The sequence below is a fragment of the Kluyvera georgiana genome (assembly GCF_050990895.1).
Classification (GTDB): domain Bacteria; phylum Pseudomonadota; class Gammaproteobacteria; order Enterobacterales; family Enterobacteriaceae; genus Kluyvera; species Kluyvera georgiana.
This window is the reverse complement of sequence record NZ_CP158865.1, coordinates 3,201,325-3,225,291: the sequence shown is the minus strand read 5'-3', so window position 1 is coordinate 3,225,291 and position 23,967 is coordinate 3,201,325. Positions and strand designations below refer to the sequence as shown.

Here is a 23,967-nt window from a genome sequence, read left to right as displayed (position 1 = left end):
GGTGCAAAATCAGCGTAGTTTGATTACACTCCTGTTAATCCATACAGCAACAGTGTCAGCGCAATCTGACACTGTTGTCCGTTTTAGCATTTGGCACCTGGAGAGCCTTTCTTGAGCCAGGAATATACAGAAGACAAAGAAGTCAAACTCACAAAACTCAGCAGCGGACGCCGGCTCCTTGAGGCGTTACTCCTTCTCTGCGCCATTTTTGCCGTCTGGCTAATGGCAGCACTACTGAGCTTCAATCCTTCCGATCCCAGCTGGTCGCAAACGGCCTGGCACGAGCCTATCCACAATTTGTGCGGCGCTTCCGGCGCATGGCTAGCCGATACGCTGTTCTTCATTTTCGGCGTGATGGCCTACACCATTCCGGTGATTATCATCGGCGGCTGTTGGTTCGCCTGGCGACACCGTGCCAGCGAAGACTACATCGATTATTTTGCCGTATCGCTGCGCTTGATTGGCGTGCTGGCGTTGATTCTGACCTCCTGCGGCCTTGCCGCCATTAACGCCGATGATATCTGGTACTTTGCTTCCGGCGGCGTCATTGGCAGCCTGCTCAGCACTGCGCTACAGCCCATGCTCCATAGCAGCGGCGGCACCATTGCGCTGCTGTGTATTTGGGCGGCGGGCCTGACGCTGTTTACCGGCTGGTCCTGGGTCAGCATCGCTGAGAAAATGGGCAGTTGGATCCTCAATATTCTCACCTTTGCCAGCAACCGTACCCGTCGCGACGATACCTGGGTCGATGAAGACGAATACGAAGAAGAAGACGAGTACGAAGATGACGCAGCGCAGAACAATACGCGCGAATCTCGCCGCGCCCGCATTCTGCGTGGCGCGCTGGCGCGCCGTAAGCGTATTGCTGAAAAATTCGCAAACCCGATGGGCCGCAAAACCGACGAAGCGCTGTTCTCGGGCCGCCGAATGGATGAGCCGGAAGAGACTGCCCGTTATGCAGCCCAGGCCGATCCTGATGATGTACTGTTCTCCGGCGCCAGCGCAACGCGCGCGGCGGAGTATGATGAATATGACCCGCTGCTGAATGGCCACTCGGTTACCGCGCCAGCCGCCGCAGCAGCTGCCGTTGCTTCAGCCCCAGTATGGGCAGCCGATTCGACTCAGGCGATTCCGCCTGTGGAAACGCCGAGCGTGGAATGGCAGCCTGTACCGACGCCAGCTACCGTTGACCCAACCATCGCGCCTGCGCCAGAAGGCTGGCCGCCAGTGCAGCCGGCTTACGAGCAGCCGCAGTATGCCCAGCCTCAGCAGCCGGCTTACGAGCAGCCGCAGTACGCTCAGCCTCAGCAGCCGGCTTACGAGCAGCCGCAGTACGCTCAGCCTCAGCAGCCGGCTTACGAGCAGCCGCAGTACGCTCAGCCTCAGCAGCCGGCTTACGAGCAGCCGCAGTACGCTCAGCCTCAGCAGCCGGCTTACGAGCAGCCGCAGTACGCTCAGCCTCAGCAGCCGGCTTACGAGCAGCCGCAGTACGCTCAGCCTCAGCAGCCGGCTTACGAGCAGCCGCAGTATGCTCAACCTCAGCAGCCTGCTTACGAGCAGCCGCAGTATGCTCAACCTCAGCAGCCTGCTTACGAGCAGCCGCAGTATGCTCAACCTCAGCAGCCGGCCTACGAGCAGCCGCAGTATGCTCAGCCTCAGCAACCGGCTTACGAGCAGCCGCAGTATGCTCAGCCTCAGCAGCCGGCTTACGAGCAGCCGCAGTATGCTCAGCCTGAACAACCTGTTTACGAACAGCCATACGTGGCCGAGCCTGCGCCAACGGTTGAGCCTGAACCGGTGGTTGAAGAAGAGGTCAAACCGGCCCATCGCCCACCGCTTTACTACTTCGAAGAAGTGGAAGAAAAACGCGCGCGTGAGCGTGAACAGCTGGCAGCATGGTATCAGCCGATCCCTGAACCTTTAGCGCCGGTTGAACAGCGCGCTTCGTCCATGCCTTCTGCGTCGGCGTCGGTTGCGGTGCCTGAACCTTCAGCCGCTGTGGATCCGGTTGCGGCCAGCGTTCGTCACGCAGCTACCGCTGCTGGCACCGTCGCTGCCACAGCAGCGTCAGCACCGCTGTTTAGCCCAGCAGAAGGTCCGCGTCCGCAGGTGAAAGAGGGCATTGGCCCGAAATTACCGCGTCCGAACCGTGTCCGCGTGCCGACGCGTCGCGAACTGGCCTCCTATGGCATCAAGCTGCCGTCGCAGCGTATGGCCGAAGAACGTGCCGCTCGCGAAGCTGAGCGTTATCAGCATGATGACGATGTTAATCTGAGCGACGATGAAGCCGATGCCCTGGAACAAGATGTGCTGGCGCGTCAATTCGCCGCCTCTCAGCAGCAGCGCTACGGTGAATCGCACGTTGAGGATTACGCCGAGGACGAAAACGACGCCGATGCTGCCGCGGAGGCTGAACTGGCACGCCAGTTTGCCGCCTCTCAGCAGACGCGTTATGCCAGCGAGCAGCCGGAAGGCGCGCATCCGTTCTCTCTCGATGATTTCGAATTTTCGCCGATGAAAGCGCTGGTTGATGATGCGCCAAAAGCGCCGCTGTTTACCCCAAGCGTGATGCCGGAGCCTGAGGCACCGCAGCAGTATCAACAGCAACCGCCACAGCATGCTCAAAGCTATCACCAGCCACAGCAGCAGCAGTATGCTCAACCACAGCAGCAAACGCAGTATGCGCCGCCGCAACAGCACGTGCAGCAGCCTGCCACGCCGCCGCAGGAGAGCCTGATTCACCCGCTGTTGATGCGTAACGGCGACGATCGCCCGCTGCAAAAACCGACCACGCCGCTGCCGTCGCTGGATCTGTTAACGCCGCCGCCAACGGAAGTTGAGCCTGTCGATACCTTCGCGCTGGAGCAGATGGCGCGCCTGGTGGAAACGCGTCTGGCGGATTACCGTATCAAAGCTGACGTGGTGAACTACTCACCGGGTCCGGTTATCACGCGCTTCGAGCTGAATCTGGCGCCGGGCGTGAAGGCCGCGCGAATCTCTAACCTTTCTCGCGACCTTGCGCGTTCTCTGTCGACCGTGGCGGTGCGCGTGGTGGAAGTTATTCCAGGCAAACCGTACGTCGGCCTGGAACTGCCAAATAAGAAACGTCAGACCGTTTACCTGCGTGAAGTGCTGGACTGCGACAAATTCCGCGATAACCCGTCGCCGCTGACCGTGGTGCTGGGTAAAGACATTGCCGGTGAGCCCGTGGTGGCCGATCTCGGCAAGATGCCGCACCTGCTGGTGGCGGGTACCACCGGCTCTGGTAAGTCCGTCGGCGTGAACGCCATGATCCTCAGTATGTTGTACAAAGCGCAGCCTGAAGACGTGCGATTCATCATGATCGACCCGAAAATGCTGGAGCTGTCGGTCTACGAAGGGATCCCGCACCTGCTGACGGAAGTGGTTACGGACATGAAAGATGCCGCCAACGCCCTGCGTTGGAGCGTCAACGAAATGGAACGCCGCTACAAGCTGATGTCAGCGCTGGGCGTACGTAACCTTGCGGGCTATAACGATAAGATCGCCGAAGCCGCGCGTATGGGCCGCCCGATCCCGGATCCTTACTGGAAACCGGGCGACAGCATGGATGCCACACATCCGGTGCTGGAAAAACTGCCTTACATCGTTGTGCTGGTGGATGAATTCGCCGACCTGATGATGACCGTGGGTAAGAAGGTTGAAGAGCTGATTGCGCGTCTGGCGCAGAAAGCGCGTGCGGCGGGGATCCACCTGGTGCTGGCGACCCAGCGTCCCTCGGTGGATGTGATTACCGGCCTTATCAAGGCCAACATCCCAACCCGTATTGCGTTTACGGTTTCCAGTAAAATCGACTCCCGCACCATCCTCGATCAGGGCGGCGCGGAATCGCTGCTGGGGATGGGGGATATGCTGTATGCTGCCCCTAACTCGAATACCCCGATACGTGTTCACGGCGCGTTTGTGCGCGACCAGGAAGTCCATGCGGTGGTTCAGGACTGGAAGGCGCGCGGTCGTCCGCAGTACATCGACGGCATCACCTCCGATAGCGAAAGCGAAGGCGGCGGCGGTGGCTTCGAGGGGGGCGAAGAGCTGGATCCGTTGTTTGACCAGGCGGTGAATTTTGTGACCCAGAAACGTAAAGCATCCATTTCTGGCGTACAGCGTCAGTTCCGCATCGGCTACAACCGTGCGGCGCGTATCATCGAACAGATGGAAGCGCAGGGGATCGTCAGCGAACAGGGGCATAACGGCAACCGTGAGGTGCTGGCACCGCCGCCGTTCGACTGATTGCAAAGATGGGTAAATAAGTCAAAATTCAGTATTTTCTTCTGTCGCCGCTCGGGATGAGGTCTTAGAGTGAGTGACAGAAGCTCTCCTGGCGGGAGCATGAGGCTATTTAAGGAATAACAATGAAAAAGACAGCGATCACGTGTGCATTACTTTCCAGCTTTATTGTCAGCAGCGTATGGGCTGACGCCGCCGGTGACCTGAAAAGCCGACTTGACAAAGTCAGCAGCTTCCACGCTAGCTTCACCCAGAAAGTGACGGACGGTAGCGGCAACGCGGTCCAGGAAGGCCAGGGCGATCTGTGGGTGAAACGCCCGAATCTGTTTAACTGGCATATGACCCAGCCGGATGAAAGTATCCTGGTTTCCGACGGCAAAACCCTGTGGTTCTATAACCCGTTTGTTGAGCAGGCGACCGCCACCTGGCTGAAAGATGCCACCGGCAACACGCCGTTTATGCTGATTGCCCGTAACCAGGCAAGCGACTGGCAGCAGTACAATATTCAGCAAACTGGTGATGATTTTGTGCTGACGCCGCGCGGCAGCAACGGCAACCTGAAGAAATTTACCATTAACGTCGGACGCGATGGCACTATCCATCAGTTCAGCGCCATCGAGCAGGACGATCAGCGCAGCAGCTATCAGCTGAAATCGCAGCAGAACGGTTCGGTGGACGCGTCCAAATTCACCTTTACACCGCCGCAGGGCGTGACGGTGGATGACCAGCGTAAGTAAGAGGCATGCGTGGGCAACCTGTCGCTCGATTTTTCAGATAACACATTTCAACCGCTGGCCGCGCGTATGCGGCCAGAAAACTTAGCGCAGTATATCGGTCAACAGCATCTGCTGGCGGCCGGTAAGCCGCTGCCTCGTGCCATCGAGGCCGGGCATCTGCATTCGATGATTCTGTGGGGGCCGCCGGGCACCGGCAAGACCACGCTGGCGGAAGTGATTGCTCGCTATGCCAACGCCGACGTGGAGCGGATTTCAGCCGTCACCTCCGGGGTGAAAGAGATTCGCGAAGCCATCGAGCGAGCGCGGCAGAATCGCAACGCCGGGCGGCGCACGATTCTGTTCGTTGACGAAGTTCACCGCTTCAATAAAAGCCAGCAGGATGCTTTCCTGCCGCATATCGAAGATGGCACCATTACCTTCATCGGTGCGACCACCGAAAACCCCTCCTTCGAGTTGAATTCGGCACTGCTTTCTCGCGCCCGCGTCTATCTGCTGAAATCGCTCACAACCGACGATATTGAGCAAGTGCTTACTCAGGCGATGGAAGATAGCGCCCGGGGCTACGGCGGTCAGGATATCATCCTGCCAGATGAAACCCGCCGCGCCATTGCCGAACTGGTGAATGGTGATGCGCGTCGGGCGCTCAATACGCTGGAAATGATGGCCGATATGGCCGAGCTTGATGACGCGGGTAAGCGCGTACTTCAGCCACAGTTGCTGACTGAAATCGCCGGCGAGCGCAGCGCGCGTTTTGATAACAAAGGCGACCGTTTTTACGATCTGATTTCCGCGCTGCATAAATCGGTTCGCGGCAGCGCGCCGGATGCGGCGCTGTACTGGTATGCACGCATTATCAGCGCCGGCGGCGACCCGCTATACGTGGCGCGACGTTGTCTGGCGATTGCCTCAGAGGACGTGGGCAACGCCGATCCGCGCGCCATGCAGGTGGCTATCTCCGCCTGGGACTGCTTTACTCGCGTTGGCCCGGCCGAAGGGGAGCGGGCGATTGCGCAGGCCATTGTTTATCTTGCCTGCGCGCCGAAAAGCAACGCGGTCTACACCGCGTTTAAAGCGGCGATGGCCGATGCCCGTGAACGTCCGGATTACGATGTGCCGGTTCATTTGCGTAATGCGCCGACGAAGCTGATGAAAGAGATGGGCTATGGTCAGGAGTATCGCTACGCTCACGACGAACCTAACGCTTACGCCGCCGGTGAAGAATATTTCCCCAGCGAAATGGCGCAAACTCGCTACTATCACCCGACGAATCGGGGTCTTGAAGGCAAGATTGGCGAAAAGCTCGCCTGGCTCGCTGAACAGGATCAAAATAGCCGCACAAAACGCTACCGCTAGTGCAGTCGTTGCGGTAATGTTGTCAACGTACCTCTGCGACCACGGGCTGTGGTCGCATACTCCACTTTCAATTCGATAAGCATAGGATAAGCATGCTCGATCCCAATCTGCTGCGTACAGAGCCAGACGCAGTCGCAGAAAAACTGGCACGCCGGGGCTTTAAGCTGGATGTAGATAAACTTCGCGCTCTCGAAGAGCGTCGTAAAGTACTGCAGGTAGAGACTGAAAATCTGCAGGCAGAGCGTAACTCGCGATCGAAATCCATCGGCCAGGCGAAAGCACGCGGGGAAGATATTGAGCCTTTACGCCTGGAAGTGAACAAGCTTGGCGAACAACTTGATGCCGCAAAATCTGAACTGGACGTTCTGCTGGCAGAGATTCGCGATATCGCGCTGACCATTCCGAACATTCCGCATGACGACGCGCCAATTGGCCGTGACGAAAACGACAACGTTGAAGTTAGCCGCTGGGGCACGCCGCGCGAATTCGATTTCGAAATCCGCGATCACGTCACGCTGGGCGAAATGCACAGCGGTCTGGACTTTGCTGCAGCCGTTAAGCTGACCGGTTCACGTTTCGTTGTGATGAAAGGTCAGATCGCTCGTATGCACCGCGCGCTGTCGCAGTTCATGCTGGACCTGCACACCGAACAGCACGGCTATAGCGAAAACTATGTGCCGTACCTGGTTAACCAGGACACCCTGTACGGTACCGGGCAGCTGCCGAAATTTGCCGGCGACCTGTTCCATACCCGTCCGCTGGAAGAAGAAGCCGACAGCAGCAACTATGCGCTGATCCCGACCGCGGAAGTGCCGCTGACCAACCTGGTTCGCGACGAGATCATCGACGAAGACGACCTGCCGATCAAAATGACCGCGCACACGCCGTGCTTCCGTTCAGAAGCGGGTTCCTACGGCCGTGATACCCGTGGTTTGATCCGTATGCACCAGTTCGACAAAGTTGAAATGGTGCAGATCGTGCGTCCGGAAGATTCCATGGCGGCGCTGGAAGAGATGACCGGTCACGCGGAAAAAGTCCTGCAGTTACTGGGCCTGCCGTACCGTAAAATTATCCTCTGCACCGGTGATATGGGCTTCGGCGCCTGCAAAACCTATGACCTCGAAGTCTGGGTTCCGGCGCAGAATACCTACCGCGAGATCTCCTCATGCTCGAACGTCTGGGACTTCCAGGCGCGCCGCATGCAGGCTCGTTGCCGCAGTAAGTCCGATAAGAAAACCCGTCTGGTCCATACCCTCAACGGCTCAGGCCTGGCGGTAGGGCGTACGCTGGTTGCGGTGCTGGAAAACTACCAGCAGGCAGATGGCCGTATTGAAGTACCTGAAGTACTGCGTCCTTACATGAACGGTCTGGAATATATCGGTTAATTCCCTGATAGTTTCATCCGAAAAAGCGCCGAAAGGCGCTTTTTTTATATCCTCATTGATACTGAACAATACCTCTCCTGGCAGAACCCTTAATACTCACTTCGAAGTAGCAACAGCATATAACACTAAAATAATAGCATTTCGTTATATACAAAACCATATAACGAACTTTGTTTCCAATGTAAGCAACGAAGTGAGTGTCCATGAAAACTGAAACCCCCGATGCTTTACTGGCAGCCGAGGTCAGCCGCCGTGGTTTAATGAAAACCACGGCCATAGGTGGCCTGGCGATGGCCAGCAGCGCTTTTACGCTTCCCTTTAGCCGCATCGTGAACGCGGCCGATACGCTGGCCCCGGCTACCGCCGCTGAGCACGTTACCTGGAGTGCGTGTACGGTAAACTGTGGAAGCCGCTGCCCGCTGCGCATGCATGTTGTCGATGGCGAGATTAAATACGTAGAAACTGATAATACCGGCGACGATAACTATGATGGCCTGCATCAGGTTCGTGCCTGTCTGCGCGGCCGCTCGATGCGCCGTCGCGTCTATAACCCGGACCGTCTCAAATACCCGATGAAGCGCGTCGGTAAACGCGGTGAAGGCAAATTCGAGCGTATCAGCTGGGAAGAAGCCTTTGATACCATTGCCGATAATATGAAGCGCCTGATCAAAGATTACGGCAACGAATCTATTTATCTCAACTATGGTACCGGGACGCTCGGGGGCACCTTAACCCGTTCCTGGCCGCCGGGAAAAACCCTGATTGCGCGTCTGATGAACTGCTGCGGCGGTTACCTTAACCATTATGGTGACTACTCTTCAGCACAGATTGCTGCCGGCCTGAACTACACCTACGGCGGCTGGGCCGACGGTAACAGTCCGTCCGATATCGAAAACAGCAAGCTGGTGGTGCTGTTCGGTAACAACCCCGGCGAAACGCGTATGAGCGGCGGTGGGGTGACCTACTATCTGGAGCAGGCGCGGCAGAAATCGAACGCGCGGATGATCATTGTCGATCCGCGCTATACCGATACCGGCGCCGGGCGTGAAGATGAATGGATCCCGATTCGTCCGGGTACCGATGCGGCGCTGGTTTCGGCGCTGGCGTGGGTGATGATTACCGAAAATCTGGTCGATCAGCCGTTCCTCGATAAATACTGCGTCGGCTATGACGAGAAAACGCTGCCGAAAAGTGCTCCGGCCAACGGTCACTACAAAGCTTATATCCTGGGTCAGGGTAACGATGCTACGGCCAAAACGCCGGAGTGGGCATCGACGATCACCGGGATTCCGGCCGATCGCATCGTGAAACTGGCGCGTGAAATCGCCAGCGCTAAACCGGCCTATATCTCTCAGGGCTGGGGTCCGCAGCGTCACGCCAACGGTGAAATCGTCACCCGCGCGATCTCCATGCTGTCGATTTTGACCGGTAACGTCGGTATTCACGGTGGTAACAGCGGCGCGCGTGAAGGTTCCTATGAAGTGCCATTCGAACGTATGCCAACGTTCGATAACCCGGTTGAAACCAGCATCTCCATGTTTATGTGGACCGATGCGATCGTTCGTGGCCCGGAAATGACCGCGCTGCGCGACGGTGTACGCGGTAAGGACAAGCTGGACGTGCCGATCAAAATGATCTGGAACTATGCCGGCAACTGTCTGATTAACCAGCACTCCGAAATTAACCGCACCCATGAAATTCTGCAGGACGATAAGAAATGCGAAATGATTGTGGTGATTGACTGCCACATGACTTCATCGGCGAAATATGCCGATATCCTGCTGCCGGACTGCACCGCTTCCGAGCAGATGGACTTCGCGCTGGATGCTTCCTGCGGCAACATGTCCTACGTTATCTTCACCGATCAGGTCATCAAACCCCGCTTTGAATGTAAAACCATTTACGACATGACCACCGAGCTGGCGAAGCGGATGGGCGTTGAGCAGAAGTTCACCGAAGGCCGCACGCAGGAAGGCTGGATGCGTCATCTGCATGAGCTTTCTCGCCAGGCGGTGCCGGAACTGCCGGATTTCGATACCTTCCGCAAGCAGGGCATCTTTAAACAGCGCGATCCTGAAGGTCACCACGTGGCGTACAAAGCGTTCCGTGAAGATCCGCAGGCGAATCCGCTGACCACGCCGTCAGGGAAAATCGAGATCTACTCCGAAGAGCTGGCGAAAATCGCCGCCACCTGGGAGCTCCCGGAAGGCGATGTGATCGATCCGTTACCGATCTATACCCCGGGCTTTGAAAACTACAACGATCCGTTGGCGGAAAAATTCCCGCTGCAGATGACCGGCTTCCACTATAAGGCGCGCGTGCATTCCACCTACGGTAACGTCGACGTGCTGAAAGCGGCCTGTCGTCAGGAAATGTGGATCAACCCGCTGGATGCGAAGAAACGCGGCATTGCCAATGGCGATCGCGTGCGTATCTTCAACGATCGCGGGGAAGTACATATTGAAGCGAAGGTGACTCCGCGCATGATGCCTGGCATCGTGGCGCTGGGTGAGGGGGCCTGGTATGACCCGGATACAAAACGTATCGACCAGGCGGGCTGCATTAACGTGCTGACCACTCAACGCCCGTCGCCGCTGGCGAAAGGCAACCCATCGCACACGAACCTTGTCCAGGTTGAGAAGGTGTAAGGAGTAACCGATGACCACCCAATATGGCTTTTTTATTGATTCGGCCCGCTGCACCGGTTGTAAAACCTGTGAACTGGCGTGTAAAGATTACAAAGACTTAACTCCGGACGTCAGCTTCCGCCGTATTTACGAATACGCGGGCGGCGACTGGCAGGAGGACAACGGCGTCTGGAACCAGAATGTCTTTGCCTACTACCTGTCGATTGCCTGTAACCACTGCGAAGACCCGGCCTGTACCAAAGTGTGCCCCAGCGGCGCGATGCACAAACGTGAAGATGGTTTTGTGGTCGTTAATGAAGATGTCTGCATCGGCTGCCGTTACTGCCACATGGCTTGTCCGTACGGCGCGCCGCAATACAACGCGGCCAAAGGTCATATGACCAAGTGCGATGGCTGCCATGAGCGTGTAGCGGAAGGCAAAAAACCAATCTGCGTGGAATCCTGCCCGCTGCGCGCGCTGGACTTTGGGCCGATTGAAGAGCTGCGCCAGAAGCACGGCCAGCTGGCGGCCGTTGCGCCGCTGCCGTCGGCGCACTTCACCAGGCCGAGCATTGTGATTAAACCTAACGCCAATGCACGTCCGTGCGGCGATACTACTGGCTACCTGGCCAACCCGAAGGAGGTGTGAGATGGGAAGTGGATGGCATGAATGGCCGCTGATGATCTTCACGGTCTTTGGGCAGTGCGTGGCCGGCGGTTTTATCGTTCTGGCGCTGGCGCTGATGAAAGGGCAGCTATCGCGCGAGCAGCAGCAGCGCGTGGTGCTGAGTATGTTTGCGCTGTGGGTGCTGATGGGCATTGGTTTTGTCGCCTCGACGCTGCACCTCGGCTCGCCGATGCGCGCGTTTAACTCGCTGAACCGCGTAGGCGCGTCGTCACTGAGTAACGAAATTGCCAGCGGCGCGATTTTCTTCGCCGTCGGCGGTATCGGCTGGCTGCTGGCCGTGACCAACAAGCTCTCCTGCGCGCTGCGTAGCCTGTGGCTGGTGGTGACGATGGTGCTGGGCGTGGTCTTCGTGTGGATGATGGTGCGGGTGTATAACACCATCGATACCGTACCGACCTGGTACAGCATCTGGACGCCGCTGAGCTTCTTCCTGACGCTGTTTATCGGCGGGCCGCTGCTGGGTTACCTGCTGCTGTGTTGGGCAGGAGTGGAAGGCTGGGCGTTGCGGTTACTGCCGGCCGTGAGCCTTGCGGCGCTGGCGATTAGCGTGGTGGTTTCCCTAATGCAAGGGGTTGAACTGGCCACGATTCACAGCTCGATTCAGCAAGCTTCTGCGCTGGTGCCGGACTACGGTTCGCTGATGGCATGGCGTGTCGCCGCGATTGTGTTGGCGCTGGTGTGCTGGATAGTTCCGCAGTTGAAGGGCTATCAGCCTGCGCTGCCGCTTCTCAGCCTGGCATTTGTGCTGGTGCTGGTGGGAGAGCTGATTGGTCGCGGCGTGTTCTACGGTCTGCATATGACCGTGGGCATGGCGGTGGCCAGCTAAGTGAATAAGCTGCCGGGGCGGTCTCGCCCTGGCACTTTTTGTTCATGAATTTTTTCGACTGAACCTCTTCTGCATATTTCTCCTGTTTACTAATAAAAACAATTAAATACATTTCGCTTATCCATTTGTACCGTCCTGCTGAATAAGAAACATCAATCGTCACCTCAGAAAGCGCGTTCTGGTGCAAATCCGGTGGATTGACAATGTTTTTGGCGGTGGCATGATGCGCTCGAAATCTGTCTATCCTCACGGTTTGTAGCCCATGTCCACCTATACCCGCCCAGTGCTGTTATTGCTCTGCGGCCTCTTGTTATTGACGCTGGCGATCGCGGTATTAAACACGCTCGTCCCGCTCTGGCTCGCCCATGAAAACCTGCCGACCTGGCAGGTGGGGATGGTCGGCTCGTCCTATTTTACCGGCAACCTGGTCGGTACGATGCTGACCGGACGCCTCATTAAGCGCCTTGGCTTCAACTTCAGCTACTACATTGCGTCGCTGATTTTCGCCGCAGGCTGCGTGGGGCTGGGCTTTATGGTGGGCTTCTGGAGCTGGATGTTCTGGCGCTTTATCGCGGGCGTCGGCTGCGCGATGATCTGGGTGGTTGTCGAGAGCGCGCTGATGTGCAGCGGCACCTCGCGCAACCGCGGACGGCTGCTGGCGGCTTACATGATGATGTATTACATCGGCACCGTGCTGGGTCAGCTTATCGTTAGTCGACTGCCGACGGATATGGCGACCATTCTGCCGCTGATGACGGGTGTGGTGCTGGCCGGTATTCTGCCGCTGCTGTTTACCCGTATTCTGAATCAGAAGGATGAACAGCAGGACGACAGCGCGCGCGTCTGGCCGATGTTTAAGCTTCGTCAGGCACGCCTTGGCGTCAACGGCTGCATTATCTCCGGTATCGTGCTGGGCTCGCTGTATGGGCTGATGCCGTTGTACCTTAACCATCGCGGCGTCAGCGACTCCGGCATCGGTTTCTGGATGGCGGTGATGGTCAGCGCCGGGATTCTGGGGCAGTGGCCGATTGGACGGCTGGCGGACCGCTATGGTCGTTTGCTGGTGCTGCGCGTTCAGGTGTTTGTGGTCATCATCGGCTGCATGGGCATGCTGAGCCAGGCGATGATGGCGCCCGCGCTGTTTATTCTGGGTGCGGCCGGCTTTACGCTCTATCCGGTGGCGATGGCCTGGGCCTGCGAGAAAGTAGAACACCATCAACTGGTATCAATGAATCAGGCGTTGCTGCTGAGCTATACCATCGGCAGCCTGGTCGGCCCAACGCTGACCGCGATGCTGATGCAAAACTATTCCGATAACCTGCTGTTTATTATGATTGCCGGGGTATCGTTCGTGTATCTCATGATGCTGCTGCGCAAAGCCGGACACCATCCGACGCCGGTGGCTCACGCCTGATTTTCTGGCGCGTTATCGGCCTGATAACGCGCCCTCACGCCTTCGGCACTATACTGAACTCACGTCGCGCTAGCGTAGTGAGGCGGTTCGGGCGAGCCTATAACCTGCTGACTTTAATACCTTTAACCCTATAAAATGTGCGGGGTGTTGGGGTTTTACACTGTTACGTTATCCTTTTCCGCTTAGTGCTCGCATAATCATCCGTCGAAAAATAACGCATTTGCGAATAATAACATTCAAGGAACGGATTTTATGGCAAGCGAGCAAGAGAAACAGCTGCGATGGTACAACATCGCGCTGATGTCTTTTATTACGGTGTGGGGTTTTGGCAACGTCGTCAATAACTACGCCAACCAGGGGCTGGTGGTTGTTTTCTCCTGGCTGTTTATCTTCGCCCTTTATTTCACGCCGTATGCGCTGATTGTAGGTCAGCTCGGTTCTACCTTTAAAGACGGCAAGGGTGGGGTCAGTACCTGGATTAAAAATACCATGGGGCCGGGGCTGGCATATCTGGCGGCCTGGACCTACTGGGTGGTGCATATTCCCTATCTGGCGCAGAAGCCGCAGGCGATTCTGATAGCCCTTGGCTGGGCCATTAAGGGCAACGGCTCGCTGATCACTGAGTACGGCGTTGTCGCGCTCCAGGGCTGCACGCTGGCGCTGTTTGTCTTCTTCATGTGGGTGGCCTCGCGTGGGATGAAATCGCTGAAGCTGGTCGGGTCTATCGCCGGTATCGCGATGTTCGTCATGTCGCTGCTGTACGTGGTGATGGCGGTGACCGCACCGGCCATCACCGAAGTGACCATCGCCACCACCAATATTACCTGGCGCACTTTCATTCCGCATTTTGACTTCACCTATATCACCACCATTTCGATGCTGGTCTTTGCCGTCGGCGGCGCGGAAAAAATCTCGCCATACGTTAACAATACCCGTAATCCCGGAAAAGAGTTTCCGCGTGGGATGATCTTCCTCGCGGTGATGGTGGCGGTGTGCGCCATTCTCGGCTCGCTGGCGATGGGGATGATGTTTGACTCTAACAATATTCCCGATGACCTGATGGCCAACGGTCAGTATTACGCCTTCCAGCGTCTCGGCGAGTACTATCATATGGGCAATAGCCTGATGGTCATTTACGCCATTGCCAACACGTTGGGGCAGGTTGCCGCGCTGGTGTTTTCTATCGATGCGCCGTTGAAAGTACTCTTGAGCGATGCCGATAGTCGCTATATCCCGCAGAAATTGTGCCGCACCAATGCGTCAGGCACGCCGGTTAATGGTTACCTGTTGACGCTGGTGCTGGTGGCGCTGCTGATTATGCTGCCGACGCTGGGCATTGGTGATATGAACAACCTCTACAAATGGCTGCTGAACCTCAACTCGGTGGTGATGCCATTGCGCTATCTGTGGGTGTTTGTGGCGTTTATTGCGGTGATTCGACTGGGGGAAAAATATCACGCCGAGTACGTGTTTATTCGCAATCGCTCGCTGGCGATGACCGTTGGCGTATGGTGCTTCCTGTTTACCGCCTTTGCCTGCCTGACCGGCATTTTCCCGAAAATGACCGCTTTCACGCCGGAGTGGGCTTTCCAACTGTCGCTAAATGTCGCGACGCCGTTTGTACTGGTGGGGCTGGGGCTGATTTTCCCGCTGCTGGCGCGTAAGAATCGCTAAAGCGAACAAAGGGGGGAAAGCCCCCCCTTTACGGTTATAAGCTCGCGGTCAGCGATGCAAACTGTTGCTGGCTAGTGATGGCGGTGAGATTCGCTAAACGATCGTCCTCATCCAGCCAGCAGACCAGACGCTGAATGGTCTGAATATGTTGCTCGCCGTTTGCCGCAGCCAGCACGATAATCAGTCGCACATCCGGATGGCCGGGAAAAGCGACCGATTCGGCGCAACAGAGCAGCGACAGGCGGCTTTTCTGGCTTAATACGCCTTCTTCCGGGCGTGCGTGAGGTAGCGCAAACTCGGGGCTAAGGATATACCAGGGGCCGTTCTGCTCGGTGGCACGAATAATGGCTTGTGCGTAGTGAACACTGATATCTCCTTGCGCTTCAAGCGGTTGACAGGCGAGCTTAACGGCGCTACGCCAATCGATTTTTTGCGAGGTGAATTGACGGGCGGTAAAAAGCGCATTCTCCATGTCGAACTCCTGCTGATAGGGTCGCCCGATACGCTGGGCGACCGATTCCCTGGTTAACTAAGCGCACGATATAGCGCATCGCCAGATATGCCGTATTTGGCTTTTAGCTGCCGGCTGTTACCGGATTCGGTAAATGTATCCTGCGTGCCAAGACGGGTAAGACGAGCGGGGTGTGCCACCTGAGCCAGCGTTTCAGCTATCTGCCCGCCCAGCCCGCCGTTAACCGTGTGATTCTCGAGCGAAGCAATGATCGGGCAGCCTTCAATCAGCGTAAAGAATGCCTGCTGGTTAAACGGCTTCAGCGTCGCGACGTGGATCAGTTTGCCTTTTTTACCGCTGGCGAGGAGCTTTTCATAGCCGTCAGTCGCTTGTTCAAGCACGGTCCCTTCAAAAACGATCGCAAAGTCATTGCCGCTGTTGGCGATGGCGGCAATATCGCTGACGCGCGGAACGACAGATTTATCGCGCACAGGCATCGGTTCGCGCGCTACGCGGATGTAGACCGGCCCGTTGATGTTCACCGCTTGCTCAAATGCCTCCGCCACCTCTTCAGCATCACCTGGCGTCAGGATAGTCAGGCCAGGCAGAACCCGGGTGAGCGCCAGGTCTTCCAGGGCATGATGCGAAGCGCCATCAGGTCCATCATCCATACCGGGGTGGCTGCCAACGAGCTTAATATTGGCTTTGGCGTAGCAGGCTTGCCGTAGCTGAGTCCATGCCGTGCCGGTGATGAACATGGCGAAGTTAACATAAAAGGGAATGTTGCCTTCCAGCGCCTGACCGATGGCGAAGCTCATTGCCGAACCTTCCGCAATCCCCATTTCGAAAAACGCATCCGGATAGACGGCGGCAAACTGGTCGGTCCGTGTCGAGCTGGCTAAATCGCTATCAATGGCGACGATCGGGTAGCCTTTTTGTTTCAGGGCGATCAGCGCCTGACCGATTTCATCGCGTGGTGCTTTCATCATTGCAACTCCTCCATAGCCTGCTGGTACTGTTCAGTGGTGGGGGTTTTAGAATGCCAGTCGCCGTTATTTTCCATGTAGCTTACGCCGCAGCCTTTCGTGGTATGGGCGATGATCGCGACAGGTTTGCCTTTAAGATGGCGTGACAGCAGCAGCGTGTCGGCGACCTGGTGCATGTCATTACCGTTGTGTAGCTCAAGGACGTGCCAGCCAAAATGACGGATCTTATCGGCTAGTGGTTCGAGGTTAATCACCTGGTTAACCGGGTCGTGAGAAGAAAACCCGTTGTAGTCGATAATGGCTACCAGGTTATCCATTTTCATATGTCCCGCCTGCTGCAGCGTTTCCCAGATTTGCCCTTCATGCATTTCACCGTCACCGATGATGGCGAAGACGCGCTGGTTCTCACCGTGCTGTTTTTTGGCCGCCGCCATCCCGAAGGCGATGGATAATCCCTGACCCAACAACCCGGTGGTGGCATCCACCTCGGGAATCGATTTGATGCTGGGGTGGCCCTGTAGGCGTGAGTTAATCTGGCGGAACGAGCTAAATTCACTTCGATTGATAATTCCTTTCTGGTACAGCATGGCATACTGCGCTGCAACGGCATGGCCCTTGCTCATCACCACGCGGGCCCGCGGCGAGACAGAAAAATCCACCTCTTCATCATAGATCCACGTCAGGATATCGATGATGGAGAGGGCGCCTCCCGGATGGCCAATCCCTGATTCATAAATCATGCTTACAATGTCACGGCGAGCGCTCAGCGCATGCGACTTCAGTTGTTCAATAGTCATCGTATTCCCCTCTTATGGCAGCATTTTGCCGATGTAGTACACAACCAGCCCCAGGGCGACAAAATCGGTTTCCGGGAAGCTGGTGCCCGACAGCCCGACGGATTCCATGATGGGATAGATCAGCGCAGGGCCTATGCCGATAAGAATTCCGGTGATAAAACTTCCGGCAATAGCGCCTTTCCAGCCCCCCGAGGCGTTCCCAAATACCGCCGCCGTGGCGCCGATAAAGAAGTACGGAATAGCGACGGGAATAATGACCGTTTGGCCCAGCAGGGCAAGAAACCCCATGACCACAAGTCCGCCGACAAAAGATGAAATGAACCCCAGTACGGTGGCGGTAGGCGCGTAAGGAAAGACGACAGGGCAGTCCAGCGCCGGTTTAGCGTTAGGGATGAATTTCTCTGAGATACCGAGAAAAGCGGGAACAATTTCAGACAACAGCAGCCGGACGCCGGTGATAATAATGTATAGCGATGCCGTGAAGGTGAGCGATTGATACAGCGGGTAAACCAGCCAGTGCATACCGCCTGCGGCTGCGGTGACCGCGGCTTTACCCGCAGCCAGCGCGGCAATGTAGTAAAAAATGCTGACCGAGATCGACACTGAAACAATGTAATCCTTGAAGATCCCGAGCCATCCCGGAAGGTTAAGTTTTTCCGTTGATTGTTTGGGATCGCCGACCTTTGAGCCTATCCACCCCGATGCGGCGTAAGCCAGAGTGACATAGTGCCCCATGGCGATCTCATCATTGCCTGTGATTTTGCGCATCCACGGCTGGGCAATAGCCGGATACAGACAGGCTGCCAGCCCCAGCAGAATCGAACCGACGATAATTGTCGTCATGTCGCTATAGCCTAGCGCTTTCAACGTGACGGTAAGCAGGGCGGAGAGATACAGATTGTGTTGCCCGGTGAGAAAGATGTACTTAAACGGCGTTATACGGGCAAAAAACAGGTTCCAGCCAAAACCCACCACCATAATGAGTGAAACGCACATCGCGAATTTGGTTTGCGCCAGCCCGGTTAGCGCCTCCGCCAGCGGCATGACGCCTTTCAGACCGAACCCATCGCTGAACAAGGTCTGAAAATTACCCAGAGAGGTGACGGCGAGGCCAGCACCGCCGGCAAAAACCAGAAAACCGACGATAGTTTTAAAGGTTCCGGAGAGGACTTTTTCGATAGGCTTGCGTTGGATAAGCAGCCCTATGAGTGCAATAAAACCAACTAAAAGTGGGGTTACGCCCAGAATGTCGAATACAATGAACTTTAGGAGATCCATATTTCCCCCGAGAGGTTAGTTGTTCTGAATGACGCTGATGAGCGCGGATTCCATCTCTTCGCTGTTCATCAAATCGGTGATGCCGATAGCTCGGAACCCGGCCGCTTCAATTTCATCGGTGAGATCGCGCATTGTGATAACAAAATCAATGCCTTGCCATGTAGCAAGGCCGGACAGTACATCGTGTTCAAGATCGATGTCCCAACCGTTTTTATCGATGATTTTTTGGGCTTTTATTTTGAGCATCAACGAGCTGCCCATACCGGTACGACAGACGATAAGACCTTTCATGAGACGTTCTCCTGTTTATAAAAATAATTATTTTTATTTTACGTTTCGTGATAAAAATAATTATTGAAAAACGAACCGAAGAATGTGACTGAATTTGCATTTCATGCAAAAAAGGCGAAAAATGAGCCAGATAGATAACAACTTGTTGATAAACATAAGAAATGAGGCTTCAGGGTTAAGTCCCATTCTGGAAAAAGTAGGGCGTTTTATCACGGAAAATCCTGATTTCGTGATGAGACACACGATTTCTGAGCTTGCTGATTCGATTGATACCAGCGAAGGCAGCATTACGCGCTTTTGTCGGGCCTTTGGCTTTAAAGGGTTTTCAGACTTCAGAACGGCGTTGGCGCTGGAGCGCGGCGCGGCGCGTTCAGAAGGTGAGCCAAATGATGAAACTTCCGCAGTGATGGCCAGTATTCGTGACAGTAATGCTATCGTTGATAGTATTGAGCTGCAGTCGGTTGCGGTGTGGCTCAATCAGCTCACTTATATCGCTATCTATGCGGTGGGGAGCGCCGTACCGGTCGCGCAGTTTTTGCAGATGAAACTGGTGCAAATGGGGAAAAGCGCCAACTTTATCGATCGCTCATATCCTTCGGCTATTTCGCCGCTGGCCGACTGTGAAAAGACGGGGATTATCGTTATCCATACCGAGCAAACATCTACTGATATGATGCAGGCGCTGACGCTGGCAAAGGAACAAGGGATTAAAATCGTCTCGTTGACTCGGGGATCGTTCGCGCCGTTAAATCGACTGTCGGACTGGAATCTGCAGGCGGCTGTCGCCCTGCAAGGCGAGGGGGAATCTGGCTTTGCTGAAATTGCGGGCGCTATGATGGTCGCCGATCGTATTTTAAGTGCGCTGGAGGGACAGGATGAACGCTATAGCCAGTGCCGGAAAGCGCATCAGAAGCGTATTTTCTCGATTGAGAGCGTGACCAACAAGCTGTCGGAATATTTTATGTCGTAGGGAAGCGATCCCGGCGAGCGTTAGCGCCGCCGGGGAAACTATTGGCATTTAGTACATCACTTTGTGACCATATTGCTCAAGAATGCCCTTCACGCGCTCCATGGTTTCTTTCTTCGGCGGCTTCACGCCGTCGAGCTTATACTCTTCGCCCATCGCTACCCATTTGTGTTTGCCCAGTTCGTGGTAAGGCAGCAACTCGATTTTTTCAACGTTGCCCATATCGCGGGTAAATTCGCCCAGGCGGTGCGCTGAGTCGTCATCATCGGACCAACCCGGCACAACCACGTAGCGGATCCAGACATTGATGTCTTTCTTCGACAGGTACTGTGCGAACTCGAGCGTACGGTGGTTAGATACGCCAACCAGGTTCTGGTGAATGTCGTCGTTCATCTGTTTAAGGTCGAGCATCACCAGATCGGTCACTTCCAGCAGTTCATCAATGACCGGATCGTAGCGGCGCACAAAACCGTTAGTGTCGAGACAGGTGTGAATACCTTCTTGCTTACAGGCGCGGAACCAGTCGCGCACAAACTCGGCTTGCAGAATGGCCTCGCCGCCGGACGCGGTGACGCCGCCGCCGGAAGCGTTCATAAAGTGGCGATAGGTGACCACTTCTTTCATCAATTCTTCAACGGTGATCTCTTTGCCACCGTGCGTATCCCATGTGTCACGGTTATGGCAGTAAAGGCAGCGCATCAGGCAGCCCTGGAAGAAGGTAATAAAGCGGATGCCCGGGCCATCAACGGTGCCACAGGATTCAAAGGAGTGAATGCGACCAGTTACAGACATTGCAGTGTTATCTCCAGTTCTTCCCTGCGTCCGGCAGGGTGACGATCATGATTTCAGGCCGTCTTGAGTTTATTTTGCTTGTTAACCTGATTATAGAAGTTAGCAGGCAAAATAGGCTCGGAGAGCGTAGAGCACTTATAAGAAAGGCCCCACTGACGTGGAGCCTTTATTGTACGCTTTTTAAATCGCGATTTCAGTCAAATCCATTACATGGACTGAGTGAAGGTACGAGTGATAACGTCCTGCTGCTGTTCTTTAGTCAGGGAGTTAAAACGTACTGCGTAGCCAGATACGCGGATGGTCAGCTGCGGATATTTTTCCGGGTTTTCCATCGCGTCGAGCAGCATTTCGCGGTTCATAACGTTAACGTTCAGGTGCTGACCGCCTTCGATAGACGCTTCGTGGTGGAAGTAACCATCCATCAGGCCTGCCAGGTTGGTTTTACGAACGTCGTCGTCTTTACCCAGTGCGTTCGGAACGATAGAGAAGGTGTAAGAGATACCATCTTTAGCGTAAGCAAACGGCAGTTTAGCAACGGAGGTCAGAGAGGCAACAGCACCTTTCTGGTCACGGCCGTGCATCGGGTTAGCACCTGGACCGAACGGCGCGCCAGCGCGACGACCGTCTGGGGTGTTACCGGTTTTCTTACCATAAACCACGTTAGAGGTGATGGTCAGAACAGACTGAGTCGGGATAGCGTTACGGTAAGTAGTCAGTTTCTGAATTTTCTTCATGAAACGTTCTACCAGGTCAACCGCCATGTCATCAACGCGCGGGTCGTTGTTACCAAACTGCGGGTATTCGCCTTCGATTTCGAAGTCGATAGCCAGACCGTCTTCGTCACGAATCGGTTTAACTTTCGCATATTTGATTGCAGACAGGGAGTCAGCGGCAACGGACAGACCAGCGATACCACACGCCATGGTGCGGATAACGTCACGGTCGTGCAGCGCCATCAGAGAAGCTTCGTAGCTGTACTTGTCGTGCATGTAGTGGATGACGTTCAGTGCGGTGACGTACTGTTTAGCCAGCCAATCCATGAAGTGATCCATACGGTCGATAACTTCGTCGTAGTTCAGGTATTCGCCTTTCATCGGTTCAGATTTCGGGCCAACCTGCATTTTCAGTTTTTCATCAACGCCGCCGTTGATTGCGTACAGCATGGTTTTCGCCAGGTTTGCACGCGCACCGAAGAACTGCATTTGTTTACCAACGATCATCGGGCTTACGCAGCAAGCGATAGCGTAGTCATCGTTGTTGAAGTCCGGACGCATCAGGTCATCGTTCTCGTACTGCAGAGAAGAGGTATCGATGGACACTTTCGCGGCGAATTTTTTGAACGCCAGCGGCAGTTTTTCGGACCACAGGATGGTGATGTTCGGTTCCGGAGACGGACCCATGGTGTACAGGGTGTTCAGGAAACGGAAGCTGTTTTTGGTGACCAGGGTACGGCCGTCAACGCCCATACCACCGACGGATTCAGTTGCCCAAATCGGGTCGCCGGAGAACAGTTCATCATACTCAGGGGTACGCAGGAAGCGAACCATACGCAGTTTCATGACCAGGTGGTCAATCATTTCCTGAGCTTCAAGTTCTGTGATTTTGCCTGCTTTCAGGTCACGTTCGATGTAGATATCCAGGAAGCTGGAGGTACGACCGAAGGACATTGCAGCGCCGTTCTGGGATTTAACAGCGGCCAGGTAGCCGAAGTAAGTCCACTGGATAGCTTCCTGAGCGTTGGTAGCCGGACCAGAGATGTCGTAGCCGTATTTAGCAGCCATCTCTTTGATCTGACCCAGCGCACGGTGCTGTTCAGAGATTTCTTCACGCAGACGGATAGTCGCTTCCAGGTTCACACCGTTTTCCAGATCGGACTGGAGAGAGGAGAACTGAGCGAATTTGTCTTTCATCAGGTAGTCGATACCGTAAACGGCGATACGACGATAGTCACCGATGATACGACCACGGCCGTATGCGTCTGGCAGACCGGTCAGAACACCGGATTTACGGCAGCGCAGGATGTCCGGAGTATAAACGTCGAACACGCCCTGGTTGTGAGTTTTACGGTATTCGGTGAAGATTTTTTTGATAGTCGGATCCAGCTCGCGGTTGTACGCTTTGCAGGAACCTTCGATCATTTTGATGCCGCCGAACGGGATAAGCGCACGCTTCAGCGGAGCTTCAGTCTGCAGACCAACAATTTTTTCCAGCGCTTTGTTGATGTAACCAGCGTCGTGGGAAGTGATGGTGGAAGCTACGGCGGTGTCAAAGTCAACTGGCGCGTGAGTGCGGTTTTCCAGTTTAACGCCTTCCATAACGTTGTCCCACAGTGCTGTGGTCGCGTCAGTTGCGCCAGCCAGGAAGGACTCGTCACCCTCATACGGAGTGTAGTTTTTCTGGATGAAGTCACGTACGTTTACTTCATTCTGCCAGTCACCTTTCGCAAAACCTTCCCAGGCTGTGGCTAACTTTTCATTAAGTTCGGACATGTAACACCTACCTATCTTAAGTGGACTTTTTATTTACTGCCTGGAGCAACAGTCAATTAATGACGGTCGCCGCCACGCAGGTAAATGACCCAGTATGTCAACCCAACCAGCAAGCCGCCGCCGATGATGTTCCCGATGGTTACCGGAATCAGGTTATCGGTGATGAAGTGCATCACGGTCAGGTGAGAGAAACTGTCCGGAGTCGAACCGATAGCGGTCCAGAATTCCGGGCTAGCAAAGTTGCGTATTACGATACCCATCGGGATCATAAACATGTTTGCGATACTGTGCTCAAAACCGCTGGCGACGAACATGGCAACCGGTAAAACCATAATCATGGCTTTATCCATCAGGCTGCGGCCAGAGTAGCTCATCCAGACTGCCAGGCAGACCATCAGGTTTGCGAGGATGCCGAGAGCGACGGCTTCGATAAATGTATGGTGCATTTTGTGGTCAGCGGTTTGCAGGACGTTTAGCCCCCAGCCGCCGTTGGCCGTCATATATTCGCCGGACAGCCACATGAGCAGGACGAAGAGCAGGCACCCAACCAGGTTACCAACATAGACGTTCAGCCAGTTTTTCGCCAGCTGACCCCAGGTAATTCGGCCGCTGGCTTTCGCCACAACGATCAGGACGGTCGACGTAAAAAGGTCAGCGCCACAAATAACGCAAAGGATTAAGCCTAGTGAGAAGCAGATACCACCAATCAGCTTGGCGATGCCGAACGGCATGCCCGCCGTACCCGTGGTTGCGGTAATGTAAAAAACAAAAGCAATCGAGATAAAGACGCCCGCAGTAATCGCCAGATAAAAGGTTTTCAGCGGATGTTTGGTTGCTTTATAGACGCCTGCTTCTTCGGCAACTTTGGCCATCGCAGCAGGAAGGAGTAGATCAAAAGGGTTGTCAGCTTTCACACTAACTCTCTCTTTTTATTTAATCGGCGACG

The 23,967-nt window shown here is 55.3% G+C and carries 18 protein-coding genes; 10 read left to right on the top strand and 8 right to left on the bottom strand.

Features of this window, described 5'->3' with window-relative positions:
• Window positions 1-111: 111 nt before the first annotated feature.
• From ftsK to ABTW00_RS15320, 9 genes are all read left to right on the top strand, one after another.
• Window positions 112-4,269, top strand: a complete 4,158-nt coding sequence (gene ftsK / locus ABTW00_RS15360) for a DNA translocase FtsK (RefSeq protein ID WP_433636253.1) — start codon at window positions 112-114, stop codon at window positions 4,267-4,269.
• 122 nt (window positions 4,270-4,391) lie between these two features.
• Complete coding sequence (gene lolA / locus ABTW00_RS15355; RefSeq protein ID WP_433636252.1) at window positions 4,392-5,003, top strand: outer membrane lipoprotein chaperone LolA; 612 nt, start codon at window positions 4,392-4,394, stop codon at window positions 5,001-5,003.
• Window positions 5,004-5,012: 9 nt separating this feature from the next.
• Complete coding sequence (gene rarA / locus ABTW00_RS15350; RefSeq protein WP_064548750.1) at window positions 5,013-6,356, top strand: replication-associated recombination protein RarA; 1,344 nt, start codon at window positions 5,013-5,015, stop codon at window positions 6,354-6,356.
• A gap of 92 nt (window positions 6,357-6,448) precedes the next feature.
• Entirely contained in the window at window positions 6,449-7,741 is a 1,293-nt protein-coding gene (gene serS, locus ABTW00_RS15345) for a serine--tRNA ligase (RefSeq protein WP_064548752.1), read from the top strand.
• A gap of 203 nt (window positions 7,742-7,944) precedes the next feature.
• Window positions 7,945-10,389, top strand: a complete 2,445-nt coding sequence (gene dmsA / locus ABTW00_RS15340) for a dimethylsulfoxide reductase subunit A (RefSeq protein WP_064548754.1) — start codon at window positions 7,945-7,947, stop codon at window positions 10,387-10,389.
• A 10-nt stretch (window positions 10,390-10,399) separates the two neighbouring features.
• Entirely contained in the window at window positions 10,400-11,017 is a 618-nt protein-coding gene (locus ABTW00_RS15335) for a DMSO/selenate family reductase complex B subunit (protein ID WP_064548757.1), read from the top strand.
• A 1-nt stretch (window position 11,018) separates the two neighbouring features.
• On the top strand, window positions 11,019-11,882 hold the full coding sequence (locus ABTW00_RS15330) for a dimethyl sulfoxide reductase anchor subunit family protein (RefSeq protein ID WP_433636250.1): 864 nt from the start codon (window positions 11,019-11,021) through the stop codon (window positions 11,880-11,882).
• Between the two features lie 262 nt (window positions 11,883-12,144).
• Window positions 12,145-13,296 (top strand): MFS transporter, encoded by a 1,152-nt coding sequence (locus tag ABTW00_RS15325; RefSeq protein ID WP_065355674.1) that lies wholly within the window; start codon window positions 12,145-12,147, stop codon window positions 13,294-13,296.
• A gap of 252 nt (window positions 13,297-13,548) precedes the next feature.
• On the top strand, window positions 13,549-14,970 hold the full coding sequence (locus ABTW00_RS15320) for an APC family permease (RefSeq protein ID WP_271446959.1): 1,422 nt from the start codon (window positions 13,549-13,551) through the stop codon (window positions 14,968-14,970).
• A 34-nt stretch (window positions 14,971-15,004) separates the two neighbouring features.
• Here ABTW00_RS15320 and ABTW00_RS15315 read toward each other — a convergent pair whose 3' ends face one another.
• Genes ABTW00_RS15315 through ABTW00_RS15295 form a run of 5 tightly spaced genes read right to left on the bottom strand, consistent with a single transcriptional unit; the run spans window position 15,005 to window position 18,773 of the window.
• Window positions 15,005-15,442 (bottom strand): PTS sugar transporter subunit IIA, encoded by a 438-nt coding sequence (locus tag ABTW00_RS15315; protein WP_433636247.1) that lies wholly within the window; start codon window positions 15,440-15,442, stop codon window positions 15,005-15,007.
• Between the two features lie 53 nt (window positions 15,443-15,495).
• The gene (locus ABTW00_RS15310; RefSeq protein WP_433641058.1) at window positions 15,496-16,407 is read right to left on the bottom strand and encodes a transketolase family protein; all 912 of its coding nucleotides are present in this window, start codon (window positions 16,405-16,407) and stop codon (window positions 15,496-15,498) included.
• Window positions 16,407-17,204 carry a transketolase gene (locus tag ABTW00_RS15305; protein ID WP_433636245.1) on the bottom strand — a complete coding sequence of 266 codons (798 nt, stop codon included), beginning with the start codon at window positions 17,202-17,204 and terminating at the stop codon, window positions 16,407-16,409. The genes ABTW00_RS15310 and ABTW00_RS15305 overlap by 1 nt, the downstream gene beginning before the upstream one ends.
• A 12-nt stretch (window positions 17,205-17,216) precedes the next feature.
• Window positions 17,217-18,482 (bottom strand): PTS ascorbate transporter subunit IIC, encoded by a 1,266-nt coding sequence (locus ABTW00_RS15300; protein ID WP_064548768.1) that lies wholly within the window; start codon window positions 18,480-18,482, stop codon window positions 17,217-17,219.
• 15 nt (window positions 18,483-18,497) lie between these two features.
• Entirely contained in the window at window positions 18,498-18,773 is a 276-nt protein-coding gene (locus tag ABTW00_RS15295) for a PTS sugar transporter subunit IIB (RefSeq protein WP_064548769.1), read from the bottom strand.
• A gap of 121 nt (window positions 18,774-18,894) precedes the next feature.
• Here ABTW00_RS15295 and ABTW00_RS15290 point away from each other — a divergent pair, with 121 nt between their 5' ends.
• Window positions 18,895-19,743: a MurR/RpiR family transcriptional regulator gene (locus tag ABTW00_RS15290; protein ID WP_065355678.1), complete on the top strand. Its 849-nt coding sequence runs from the start codon at window positions 18,895-18,897 to the stop codon at window positions 19,741-19,743.
• A gap of 48 nt (window positions 19,744-19,791) precedes the next feature.
• Here the strand turns inward: ABTW00_RS15290 and pflA are convergent, their stop codons facing one another.
• From pflA to focA, 3 genes are all read right to left on the bottom strand, one after another.
• Entirely contained in the window at window positions 19,792-20,532 is a 741-nt protein-coding gene (gene pflA, locus ABTW00_RS15285) for a pyruvate formate lyase 1-activating protein (RefSeq protein WP_064548773.1), read from the bottom strand.
• 206 nt (window positions 20,533-20,738) lie between these two features.
• Window positions 20,739-23,021: a formate C-acetyltransferase gene (gene pflB / locus ABTW00_RS15280; protein ID WP_064548775.1), complete on the bottom strand. Its 2,283-nt coding sequence runs from the start codon at window positions 23,019-23,021 to the stop codon at window positions 20,739-20,741.
• Window positions 23,022-23,077: 56 nt separating this feature from the next.
• Window positions 23,078-23,935, bottom strand: a complete 858-nt coding sequence (focA, locus tag ABTW00_RS15275) for a formate transporter FocA (RefSeq protein WP_065355679.1) — start codon at window positions 23,933-23,935, stop codon at window positions 23,078-23,080.
• Window positions 23,936-23,967: the final 32 nt, after the last annotated feature.